We start from the raw sequence: 10396 nt of genomic DNA on the forward strand, positions 1-10396 counted from the left end.
TTCAGGGCGTTCTTCGGCAGGGTCAGGACGGGCAAGGGCGGTTTCCCCCACTTCCGGGCGAAAAGCATGTTCGACAGTGCCGACTTGCCAGTTGGCGATGGACTATCGATCGGCAAATCCAGGAAGCTCGGCATCGTCGGCATCCCCGGCGAAATCAAGATCCGGTGGCACCGCGAGCTTCCGGCAGGAGCCAGGATCGCAGCCGCCGTGCTCTCCCGGTCGTGCGGCAAGTGGCATATCTGCTTCTCTGTTGAACCCCCCGCCGCTCACGGACCCTACCCAGTCAGGGCTGTGATCGGCATCGATGTCGGCTTGACCAGTCTGATCGCCACCTCAGACGGCGATACCGTGCCGACACCGCAATGGGCCGGCAAGGCATCCAGGAAACAGCGTCGTCTCCAGCGTGCCCTCGGCCGGTGTAGGCGGGGAAGCAGGCGTCGGCTCAAGGCGAAGATGAGGCTTGCCCGACACAGTGCCAGGACGGCCAACCAGCGGCGGGACTTTGCCCACAAGCTGTCCCGTATCCTGGTCAGCCGCTACTCTCACATCGCCTTCGAGAACCTGAACGTCACCGGATTGGCACGTGGCATGCTCGCCCGGTCGGTACTCAATGCCGCGTGGGGCCAGCTGATCTCGTTCACCGATAACAAAGCCGCAAATGCTGGTGGTCTGGTCACGAAGGTCAACCCACACGGAACTTTCCAGGAATGCGATGGCTGCGAACGGGTGACACCGAAGAAGCTGAGCGACCGCATCCACAACTGCCCCGGCTACGGGACGGTTGTGGATCGGGACGTTGACGCGGCTAAGGTCATCAAGCATCAGGCATTCCCGTGGTCAAAGGGGCCAGGAGCGGGCCTTGGAGCGTTAAGCCCGCGGGTGGCTGCATAGCTTGCTCCAGAAGCCGTCCGCCTTCAGGCGGCCGAGTGTTCACAGGCGTCAGGGGTCTCGGCCGAGAAGCAGATATGCCACCTGCCACGCGACCGGAAGAGCATGGCGGCTGCGACCCTTGGTCACTGCCGGAAGGTCGCGGTGCCACCGTACCTTGAGTTCGGCGATAATGCTGACGATGCTGAACGTCCTAGGATTTGCGGATCGTCAGCCCAGCGCCGACTGGCAAGTCGTGCTCCTGTCCAGAAGGTCACCCTCCTGCCTGGTATGCTCGCACTCGCTTGACCACGACACCACTCGCCGAGGCTGATCTGTGCCTCCATTCACGATCTGGTGCGCGACCTGACGGAACCATCGCTGAGATGTGCAGCGTCAGCTTGTTGGCGGTCGTCATGTCGCCAGATTGAGGTATCATAGTCACAGGCCTACAATACTGACCGGTCAGTGATTTGCTTCCATTGACACCCAAGACGGACCGTGTGTTAAAAGGCATCTCCACTATGGGAGATGGGCTATGTATCGCCTCGTTCTCGCCAGTCCAAAAGGCGGATCCGGCAAAACGACAATGGCGCGTAATCTGGCAACCGCTGCCGTTCACCATGGGCTGAACGTGGTCACCGCTGACCTCGACCCGCAGGCCACGCTTACGGCTTGGTCGCGTCGCCGTCCAAAAAATCTTCCTGCCATCCCGCATTTCCGCGTGAAGTGGGAGGATGCCGACGCTCTTTTAGATGATACTGAATTGGGCGAGTTTGATCTGGTCATCATTGATACTCCGCCGTCAATCGAGACCCAACCCGCGGCATTCCAGCTGCTGCTTGATGCTGCCGATTTGATCGTCGTACCGACGCGTCCGACCTTCGATGATGCAGAATCGGTAGCACCATTCTTGCGGCACCTGCGGGAACAGGGCAGACCCGCTGTAGCTGTGCTGAACTTTGTTAAGCCGCGAGTAAATGTCAACGCGGTGAAGACGTATCTGTTGAAGGCGGGAGAGTTGTGTCCAGTGGAAGTGATGGACCGTACTGACTACTGGCGGGCAGGGGCTAAGGGGTTAGGTCTGATTGACGTGCCGAACCATGTCGGCAACGACGAAATGCGGGCGGTGTGGAGCTTTGTGCGCTCGAGGATCTGGGGTCATGAAGAGGTAGCCGATGTCGCGTAGACTTAAACTGGATCATGCACCGGAGCCGGTGCTGGTCGAAGGCGATGCGCGTGTGCTGGCGCTGGAAGCGCTTCGGAATGAGCCGCAGGCGGCGGAGGATTACGTTGCCACCATTAATCATCTATGGCGGCAGGCCCAAGGCACGTTTCTGGAAATAGGTAAGCTGTTGATTCGAGCCAAGGACACTCTGGCGCACGGGGAATATACCGAGGCCGTGGAGGCCCGTTTACCCTTCTCTGGACGGACGGCGTACCAATTGCGCGAGGCAGCGCGGTGGGCAATGGAGATGGACCGCCTGCAGACGATATCCCTTAACCAATTACCAGGCGCGTATTCGACCATATACCTCCTGTCGACATTGGACCGGTCATCTCTGGAGCGTGCGAAGCATGACGGGCTGATTCGTCCGGACCTACGGCGCGCCGAGTTGGTAGCTTGGCGGCAAAAACGCATGGGTAAGCCGGTGAGAACGCGGGCTGATTTGGAAGCGCGCCGGGAGAAACTGCGGCGCGACAGGGAGCGTTTGGACACTGAATTGCGCGAGATTGAAGAAGCGCTGGCAGAGATTGTCGATTAGCGTCACCGGGGGCAGGTGTGGGTTCATCTCCCCCGCTCTGCCGGCCCTGCAGCCTCGATTTCATCTGCAATCTCCAAAGCACGATCAAAACATCATATCGATTGGCAGCTGAAGCCGGTTCAGCACCGAACCGGTCCGCTCATTGAAGCCTCGTCCGCAACTCCGGAACCGGAAGCGCTGGTAGCCATGTTTGACGGAACCCTCTTAGGATTGCCTTGGCAGTGCCGATCAGCACGACGGCGCAAGCGCAAGAGGGTGGCTGGCCCTCGATCAACTGCGGAGATGGTGTGTTCCATGGTGTGCAAACCGGCTGTACTCGCGTACTGCGTCGGAACACAAGAGAACCAACATGCTTACGTCTCAACTCCTATCAGTCTTTACAAATGATACCTCTATCGATTAAACTATCTTATTGCGACTTCTGAGGTTGTGGGTTCAGCGGAAAGCGGGCAAGACATGTATGTCCATCCTCAGCATGGCCGTGGCGCGGAAGTGAGAAATCTGCGCAAAGCGGGTGGGGCTTGGTTAAAGCAATGCCGCCTGAACAAAGGCTTGACGCAGCTGCAGGTAGCCGAGGCGACCAGTTTGGAAAATTATACCATGGTTTCCATGATCGAGTCGGGGCGCAGAAGAATTCCTCCCGAGTCATACGAATTGTGGGCAGCTGTAATGGATTTAAAGCCCCGTGATTTCGTTAGGAATATTATGCAGTATTATGATCCTATCACGTATAATATTCTGTTTAAGGATGATTGAGTATTATACAGTACTAGCATAATATTTGAATGGCTTAACTTAAAACAAATTAATGTCCAAGTTCGGCTTTAAAATTTGTCTCCCAACGGGATGCAGGGGGCTTGTTCAGCCTCTTCGCACGTGGAAGCCTCCCGGTTCAGCCGGAGGAGGAAACGCGATGCCGCATAAGCGGCACTCCTTCCGCCCTTGGCAAAACCCCCAGCGTTCCATCATTGTTCACGTCATGAACACAGCCAACACCGTCAGGATCGATCCGACCGAACGCTCAGGCACTGATCTGAGGCTGGTCGGCGACCGCGTATCGCGGCTGTGAAATGCCGGCAACTACCGCTGCCGGCAGAGTTTTCTCGCCAAGGAGGAAGTGCCGACCGGATCCCGCCTCCAGAACATCATGAAGGGCGAACCCGAGTACCGGCAGCTGCCATCGCCCAAAAGGTCCTGAAAAAGCTCTCGGAAGCGTGGACCGGCTACTTCGAGCTCCGGGCCAAGTTGCGCGAGACGCCCGACAAAAACCAGAAGCCGGGCCTGCGCCGGTACCGCAAAAACAGAAAAAGCCGCAAACGCCACTTCGGCCTGATCCCGATCAAGCATCTTCGCAGCTACGCCATCGATGCGAAGGATATCTCCCCACGGGCGCCGCATGAGATGGGTTGGCAGGATCTGACAGTCTGACCGGCCATGCCGGTTTTCCCTCCGACAACGAAGGGAGGTGACGATGTCGGTGAAGAAAACAGTCGAGGACTTTTCAGGGATCGAGGATCCGCAATGCGCGGGTAAGGTCGATCATCGGCTGATCGACATCCTGATCCTCGCGGTGTGTGCGGTGATCGCATGCGCGTAGAGCTGGGACGACATCGCGCTCTACGGTTGCAACAAGCTGGATTGGCTGCGATCCTTTCTGACCCTGGCCAACGGCATTCCGTCGCACGACACTTTTCGGCGCGTCTTCATGCTAATCGCCCCCGATGCCTTCGAGGCCTGCTTCAGCGCCTAGGCTCAGTCTTTTGCCGAGGCCTTTGACCGGAAGTCGTGCCGATCGATAGCAAGACCGTGCGCCGCTCCTTTGACCGTGGCCGAACACAGGAACCGCTGCGCCTGGTCAGCGCCTGGGCCAGCGAGCAGGGACTGGCGCTCCGCCAGCGCGAGATCGATGGCAAATCGAACGAGATCACCGCGATCCCGGAGTTGCTCGAGACGCTGTCGTTGAAGAACTGCATCGTGACGTTGGATGCTACGGGCTACCAAAAGGCAATCGCCGACCGGATCCTGGAGCGGGGCGCGCCGATTACCTGCTGGTGCTCAAGGCCAATCATAGCAAGGCGTTCGTGGCAGTAAAGGAGTGTTGCGAGCAGCACCGTTTCGCCTGCAATGCCACGGCCAAGCCGGTGTTCGACGACAGTCATGGCCGCCTGGTCCGCCAGCGCGTGTCCGTCGGCGTCATCCTGGTCCGGGTCGGCGAGCGCGGCACCTCCTCGACCTGCTGCCGCTGCGGCGGCGAGAACGTCGTCCGGCACACGCGCTGGGCGCTTCGCTGCCGCGACTGCGGTGAGGTGATCCACTCGGATCAGGCCGGCAGCAGGAATATGCTAAAACAGAACAAACCCAGCGTATGTTGGGACGGGGCGGAGGCCGCCCTGCGGACCGTGACGAGGCGGTGGACACTCCACCGCTGGGAAAACCGCTCCGCCAATCCGAAACGGCTCGCCGGCGACGGCGTGCCGGAGTTCCTCAGGGTCGCATGACCGGAAAGGACCCCCTCGCTTCAGCGGGGGGAGGAAGTCAGAAGGGAAGCATAAGACCGGTCAATGTGCCGATCAGCACGCCTGCGGTATTTGCCAGCAGATCGCGCGTGCAGAAGGAGCGTCCGGGAACGAAATGCTGGACGAGCTCAATCAACAGGCCGGCCAGCAGCAGGATCACCGCGTTGGCAATGGCATGCTGGGAGCTGGACGCCACCGTTGTGACCGGCAGCGCGAGAGCTGCGTACGAGAGCAGATGCAGCAACTTATCGTTGGGCAGATGACGGGGTAGCCGGTCAGCCGGAACCAGGCAGCCGACCACAACAGCCAGCGCCAGCGCGCTCCATCCTGCAATCAGAATCAAATCAGCCATCGCGTCACCATGTCAGGCTGTTTCCGGCAGCGGCAGCAGCGGAATCCGAGGCGTTTCGGCGCGCGTTCGCAGTTCGAACAGAGTGCCCTCGGCCGTCTTCAAGCCCTTTTCGTAGCTCAAGAGGGCTGCCCTTGCACGGGGATCGCCTGTCATGCGAGATCCACTGATTTCAGTTTTCCTCCGAGCAGCAAGCAGGAGCAAAACCGCGAGTAATGGGAGTCGCTCCGTGAGGTGTACGCAGAGGGAACGAAAAGACGATGTCATGTATGGTAGAAACCGGCCCCATACTCGTTCTCGGCAACATAGCCGTCGGTCCAGGCAACCATCTTAGGTCTCCACAGGTAAGTTGCGGCAACACTGTGACGTTATGGTTAACATAATCTTAAACGCAGACCAGCGGGCTGGCTGAGGGTTTCACGACGTAACGGCGGATTTTATATGTCGGAGCAGGAAGTCAGAAGCTTGGTGACGTGGAGTGCAGGATCGTCCTTTTGCCCGCGCTGCGGCAGCGTGCGGGTGGTGAAATCCGGGCATGCCCCGGGGCAGGCAACAATGGTTGTGTCGATGGTGCTGGTACCTGTTCGAGCATCGTGATGACTATGGCAACCTGATGAGGTGAAGCAGGCGGCGGTCAGTTGTACGGCATCGGCCCGGCGCTCAACACTGTCGGCCATCTGGTCGGGAGCTGTGCGAAGTCGGCAATGTGTCAACCGACGTCAGGATAGGGCCCCCTGGCGACATGAGGAAAGGGTCCCCGGTTCAGTTCAGCGTCATTACTGCTTACAATCCATGGTGGAGCATTTCTCCTGTTGGGTGAGCCCGGTCAAGCCCGAAGCCGCTGGAGGCGGAGGCCCGCAGGGCCTGGCTTGAGGGGGCTCACCCAACAGGAGATCATCGTCCAGGGATGGGAGCAGGCGCTGGCCTGCCGCTCATTCCTGGGGGTATCTGCCAAGTCATACTGTCGCTTGTGCATCAGTGATGACCTGACTTGGTTTGATCAGGCCCGAGCGTCTTTTTTCACGCAGGCGATAACTGTCGCCGCGAATGGTGATCACGTGGCTGTGGTGAAGCAGGCGGTCGAGGATCGCGGTGGCGACCAGACTATCCCCGATCATCGCAGACTGCCGCTGTTTTCAATCGACTGATCACTGAGGTCACGATCACGGAGCGGCGACATTCTCTTTTCGGCCAGCGGCTTGATGTCGCTCCCGAAGTGTCGTGCCGTGGTCCGGATTGGATAACGGTGATCCTGCCCGATGGACGGCGTCGGCACGTGCGACGGACGGCAACCGATCTCGCGCCGGCCTCGACCAATGCACACGCCGTTTCCGATCGGGGCAATGCGCGCATTTCCGTGCGAACCCTGCTGCCCCTGGCCGATTGTCTGCGAGCGCTGTTGAGGATTTCCAGAGAGGAAGTCACCGATGACCAGTCTCGCTCCTGCACCTCGGACCAGCCAGCCATCCAAGCCGCCGCCGGATTGTCCGACGGCGTCGCGGACACTGTGGCTGGCACTGCTACCGGACGTGCGGCGGAGGATCGCCAGGGAATACGCCGCCATGATGGTCCGGATGCGGGCGGCACGTTTTCCCGCAACTCCGGAGATCCCTCATGCTGATGGCGACGACCCCCGGTGAGGACAGGATCACCACGGCGCATCGCGCCAAGCTAACCTACATCTATGTGCGACAGTCATCGGTCGCCCAGGTTCGGCAGAACCAGGAGAGCACCGAGCTGCAGTATCGCCTGGTTGACCGCGCTCTGCAGCTGGGCTGGCCCCGGGAGCGGGTCCAGGTGATCGACGAGGATCTCGGGCGCTCGGGCGCCACCAGCGACGGCCGGCACGGCTTCCAGCGGCTGATCGCCGAGATCGGTCTTGGGCACGCCGGCCTCGTGCTCAGCCTGGATGCTTCGCGCCTGGCCCGGAACAACAGGGACTGGTACCAGCTGGTGGAACTGTGCGCCCTGTTCGGCGTGCTGATCGCCGACGGCGAGCGCCTGTTCGATCCAGGTGCCTATCACGACCGGCTGTTGCTCGGGCTGTCCGGGATCATGAGCGAGGCGGAACTGCACCAGATCAAGGTTCGCCTGCACCAGGGCGAGCGTCAGAAGGCGGCACGCGGGGAGTTGCGCCAGGCCTTGCCCGCCGGTCTGGCGCAGGAACGCGGCGGTGCGATCATCCTCAATCCCGATGAGGAAGTACAGGCGCGCCTCCATCTGGTCTTTCACCTGTTTCATGACCTGGGAAGCGCCCACGCCGTCGTGCGATCCCTGCGGCGCGCCGGACTGGAACTGCCGATGCGGCCGTTGCGGGGACCGGCCCCGCACGCGGTAGTATGGAGGCCAGCCGACGGCAGCCGGGTGCTCAGCATCCTGAAGAATCCAGGGTATGCAGGAGCCTACGTCTACGGCCGGCACTGGCAGGATCCCGGTCGTCGGCGCTCCGGATCGCCGCGCAGCGGGACGGTGACGCGGGCTCCGGAGGATTGGCCGGTATGCCTGATCGACGCACATCCCGGCTACATCAGTTGGGAGGAGTTCATGGCTAACCGCAAACGGCTGTCGGACAACATCAACCGCTATGAGGCCAATCACCGGGGAGCGCCGCGCAAGGGCATGGCCCTGCTCCAGGGCATTGCCGTCTGCGGACGCTGCGGACGCCGGATGACGCTGGGATATTCCGGGCCGCACGGCGAATACCCGGTCTATCGCTGTTGCGCCGACAAGAGCCAGCGTGGCGATCCAACCTGCCAGGAAGTCCGCGCCCTGCCGCTCGACGCCGAGGTCGAGCGCCTGATCCTGGCGGCGCTGGCGCCCGATCAGGTGGCGCTTGCCGTCGCCGCCCTGGGCGAGATCGAGGAGGAGGCCCGCCTGCTGGAGCGGCAATGGGCGCTCAAGCGCGAGCGCGCCCGGTATGAGGCGGAACGCGCCCGCCGCCAGTACGACACGGTTGAACCGGAGAACCGGCTGGTCGCCCGGTCGCTGGAACGGGGCTGGGAGGAACGGCTGCGTGCCGTCGAACAGGTCGAGGAGGAATACGAACGCTGGCGCCGGGAACAGCCGCTGGCGCTGGACGATGCCGGCCGGGCCGAGATCCTGGCGCTCGGCGAGAGCGTCGATGACGTTTGGCATGCGCCGACGACGACCGCGGCGGATCGCAAGCGCATCGTGCGCCTTGTCCTCCAGGAAGCCATCCTGGACCAGAAGCGGTCGCCCGGTCGCGTACTGGTCCGCCTGGTCTGGCAGACCGGAACCGTCAGCGATCACGATTTTCGGCGCACGGTACACGCCTACGACAACTATGCCCAGGCCGGGGAACTGGAGAGCCGGGTGCGCGCTCTCAACGCGGCGGGCCGGATCGACGCCGACATCGCCGCCATCCTCAATGCCGAGGGTTTTCTGACACCGCGTGGCAGGACATTCGGGCACCACCTCATCTACCTGCTGCGCAGGAAGTGGGGCATCGCGACCGTCAAGATCAACGGAACGGATCCTAATCCGATGCGCTGGCCTGACGGCACCTACTCGATCCAGGGTGCGGCCGAGGTCCTCGGAATCACGGGTCAGACCATCTTCAAATGGTTGAAAAGGGGATGGCTTTCCGGCCATCAACTTGCCAGGGGTATGCCCTGGCAGATCACGCTCGACGAAGAGCGTATCCCGGAACTGCGGGCCCTGGTTCGACACACCAGTCTATCACGGAGGAAGGCATCATGAAGTCGTTGGATCATTGAAGATGCTCCCCCACTCGCTTACGCTCCGGTTGCTGGTGATTAGAATGCTGCCCCTTTCGTACCGGCGGCTGACCAGCATAAAGAACAAGTGCCCGGCATGGGTCTCCAGGGGAAGATAACCAAGTTCATCGACGATCAGCAGCTTGGGCTTGGCGAAGTGGGTCAGCCGCTCTTCCAGTCGTCCGTCCACCTGCGCCTTGCTCAGAACCGTTACCAGTGCGGACGCCGATGAACAGGACTGAGGAACCGCGCCGGATCGCTTCGCGGCCAAGCCCCACGGCCAGGTGCGTCTTGCCGACTCCTGGCGGCCCCTGAACCAGAAGTGCATCGCCGTTGGCGATCCAGCGGCACGTTGCCAGATCGCGGATCTGCCGCGGGTCGAGCGACGGCTGGGCGTCGAACTCGAAGTCATCCAGAGTGCGCAGATACGGGAACTTGGCAAGGCTCTGGGCCATGTGAACGCGGCGTTCATCCTTGCGGGCAATCTCGGCCTCGCATAAAAAGACAACCGTCTCCCGAAGGCTCATCTGTCGCCGCGCCGCCTCATCGAGCAGCGCGTCGAGCTGGTCACGGATCGCTGTCAGCTTCAAACGCGTCAGCATCTGGGCCAACTCATCGGTATTGGTGCTCACCATCCACCTCCGATCACCGCTTCGTATTCCGTCAGCGGCCGGAGCAGCTCTGATTCCGGCGGTGCCGGTGCGATACTGCTCGGCGACGCCGGATGACGAGCACCTGCGGGACTTCCGACGATGCCGGCGAGATGGCCGGGATCAAGGACCCGCTGGCGGCGGCCACTCGCCTGCTCATGACGCGCCACTTCAACGCCGGCCTGGAACACCCGCACCATTCCAGCGCTGATCTCGATCGTCACGCTCGTACCGATCAGCCGCCAGGGCACGCTGTATTGGTTGGTGTCGATCTCGATCGTGGCCTCGGCGTGGACCTTGCGGCGCAGTTCCCGGATTTGATGATAGGGCGGACGTCCCTCCAGCGGCTGCAGACTGGCGGCCTCGATCCGCGTGAACCGGTCGATCGGCCGCTCGCCTGTCGTGCCATGGATGCGCACGTCGGCGATGTCGCCCATCCAGGCGATCAGATGAGCTTCCAACGCGGTTTCGTCAGGTCTCACGCCAGATCTTGAGCGGAGGCATAGATCAG

At 61.4% G+C, this 10396-nt stretch carries 14 protein-coding genes and 2 pseudogenes; 10 read left to right on the top strand and 6 right to left on the bottom strand.

The window, feature by feature from the left end:
* From N826_RS37210 to N826_RS41070, 9 genes are all read left to right on the top strand, one after another.
* A partial coding sequence (locus N826_RS37210) for an RNA-guided endonuclease InsQ/TnpB family protein (RefSeq protein WP_044437536.1) occupies positions 1-891 on the top strand: 891 nt, incomplete at its 5' end.
* A 514-nt stretch (positions 892-1405) separates the two neighbouring features.
* Positions 1406-2056 carry a ParA family protein gene (locus tag N826_RS37215; RefSeq protein WP_044437537.1) on the top strand — a complete coding sequence of 217 codons (651 nt, stop codon included), beginning with the start codon at positions 1406-1408 and terminating at the stop codon, positions 2054-2056.
* The gene (locus N826_RS37220; RefSeq protein ID WP_052832753.1) at positions 2046-2633 is read left to right on the top strand and encodes a DUF3102 domain-containing protein; all 588 of its coding nucleotides are present in this window, start codon (positions 2046-2048) and stop codon (positions 2631-2633) included. The genes N826_RS37215 and N826_RS37220 overlap by 11 nt, the downstream gene beginning before the upstream one ends.
* Before the next feature lie 456 nt (positions 2634-3089).
* Positions 3090-3389, top strand: coding sequence for a helix-turn-helix domain-containing protein (locus N826_RS37225; protein ID WP_044437538.1), 300 nt, complete (start codon positions 3090-3092; stop codon positions 3387-3389).
* 489 nt (positions 3390-3878) lie between these two features.
* Positions 3879-4061 carry a hypothetical protein gene (locus N826_RS37230; RefSeq protein WP_044437539.1) on the top strand — a complete coding sequence of 61 codons (183 nt, stop codon included), beginning with the start codon at positions 3879-3881 and terminating at the stop codon, positions 4059-4061.
* 43 nt (positions 4062-4104) lie between these two features.
* Positions 4105-4230: a transposase family protein gene (locus N826_RS45575; protein WP_147041279.1), complete on the top strand. Its 126-nt coding sequence runs from the start codon at positions 4105-4107 to the stop codon at positions 4228-4230.
* Between the two features lie 12 nt (positions 4231-4242).
* Complete coding sequence (locus N826_RS46200; protein WP_084721520.1) at positions 4243-4383, top strand: transposase family protein; 141 nt, start codon at positions 4243-4245, stop codon at positions 4381-4383.
* A 35-nt stretch (positions 4384-4418) separates the two neighbouring features.
* Positions 4419-4724, top strand: coding sequence for an ISAs1 family transposase (locus tag N826_RS46205; protein WP_052832754.1), 306 nt, complete (start codon positions 4419-4421; stop codon positions 4722-4724).
* Positions 4715-5131, top strand: coding sequence for a zinc ribbon domain-containing protein (locus N826_RS41070; protein WP_052832755.1), 417 nt, complete (start codon positions 4715-4717; stop codon positions 5129-5131). The genes N826_RS46205 and N826_RS41070 overlap by 10 nt, the downstream gene beginning before the upstream one ends.
* Before the next feature lie 37 nt (positions 5132-5168).
* On the opposite strand, the gene N826_RS37240 is transcribed toward N826_RS41070, so the two are convergent.
* The 4 genes and pseudogenes from N826_RS37240 to N826_RS43935 all read right to left on the bottom strand — a co-directional run bounded on the left by N826_RS37240 (position 5169) and on the right by N826_RS43935 (position 7062).
* On the bottom strand, positions 5169-5501 hold the full coding sequence (locus N826_RS37240; protein ID WP_044437540.1) for a VanZ family protein: 333 nt from the start codon (positions 5499-5501) through the stop codon (positions 5169-5171).
* Between the two features lie 12 nt (positions 5502-5513).
* Positions 5514-5654 carry a hypothetical protein gene (locus N826_RS43930; protein ID WP_157599419.1) on the bottom strand — a complete coding sequence of 47 codons (141 nt, stop codon included), beginning with the start codon at positions 5652-5654 and terminating at the stop codon, positions 5514-5516.
* A gap of 800 nt (positions 5655-6454) precedes the next feature.
* Positions 6455-6589, bottom strand: a pseudogene (locus N826_RS42540) (ATP-binding protein); the annotation flags it as partial.
* A 23-nt stretch (positions 6590-6612) separates the two neighbouring features.
* Positions 6613-7062: a hypothetical protein gene (locus tag N826_RS43935; RefSeq protein ID WP_147041278.1), complete on the bottom strand. Its 450-nt coding sequence runs from the start codon at positions 7060-7062 to the stop codon at positions 6613-6615.
* 50 nt (positions 7063-7112) lie between these two features.
* Here N826_RS43935 and N826_RS37250 point away from each other — a divergent pair, with 50 nt between their 5' ends.
* A complete protein-coding gene (locus tag N826_RS37250) occupies positions 7113-9218 on the top strand; it encodes a recombinase family protein (protein ID WP_044437542.1) in 2106 nt (701 codons plus the stop codon).
* On the opposite strand, the pseudogene istB reads toward N826_RS37250, so the two are convergent.
* Together istB and N826_RS37260 are read right to left on the bottom strand one after the other, a co-directional pair.
* A pseudogene (istB, locus tag N826_RS37255) lies at positions 9213-9870 on the bottom strand (IS21-like element helper ATPase IstB). The gene N826_RS37250 and the pseudogene istB sit on opposite strands and share 6 nt — an antisense overlap.
* On the bottom strand, positions 9864-10396 hold a 533-nt coding region (locus tag N826_RS37260; RefSeq protein WP_044437544.1), incomplete at its 5' end, for a Mu transposase domain-containing protein. The pseudogene istB and the gene N826_RS37260, both read right to left, overlap by 7 nt.

The sequence above is a fragment of the Skermanella aerolata KACC 11604 genome (genome assembly GCF_000936425.1).
GTDB classification, from domain to species: Bacteria; Pseudomonadota; Alphaproteobacteria; order Azospirillales; family Azospirillaceae; genus Skermanella; species Skermanella aerolata.

Excerpts from the sequence above, each read along its gene's own strand:
- N826_RS37225 (WP_044437538.1), top strand. The coding sequence starts at position 3,090 with ATGTATGTCCATCCTCAGCATGGCCGTGGCGCGGAAGTGAGAAATCTG.
- N826_RS37250 (WP_044437542.1), top strand. The coding sequence starts at position 7,113 with ATGCTGATGGCGACGACCCCCGGTGAGGACAGGATCACCACGGCGCAT.
- N826_RS43935 (WP_147041278.1), bottom strand. The coding sequence starts at position 7,062 with ATGGCGGCGTATTCCCTGGCGATCCTCCGCCGCACGTCCGGTAGCAGT.
- N826_RS37215 (WP_044437537.1), top strand. The coding sequence starts at position 1,406 with ATGTATCGCCTCGTTCTCGCCAGTCCAAAAGGCGGATCCGGCAAAACG.
- N826_RS37240 (WP_044437540.1), bottom strand. The coding sequence starts at position 5,501 with ATGGCTGATTTGATTCTGATTGCAGGATGGAGCGCGCTGGCGCTGGCT.
- N826_RS43930 (WP_157599419.1), bottom strand. The coding sequence starts at position 5,654 with ATGACAGGCGATCCCCGTGCAAGGGCAGCCCTCTTGAGCTACGAAAAG.
- N826_RS37220 (WP_052832753.1), top strand. The coding sequence starts at position 2,046 with ATGTCGCGTAGACTTAAACTGGATCATGCACCGGAGCCGGTGCTGGTC.
- N826_RS45575 (WP_147041279.1), top strand. The coding sequence starts at position 4,105 with ATGTCGGTGAAGAAAACAGTCGAGGACTTTTCAGGGATCGAGGATCCG.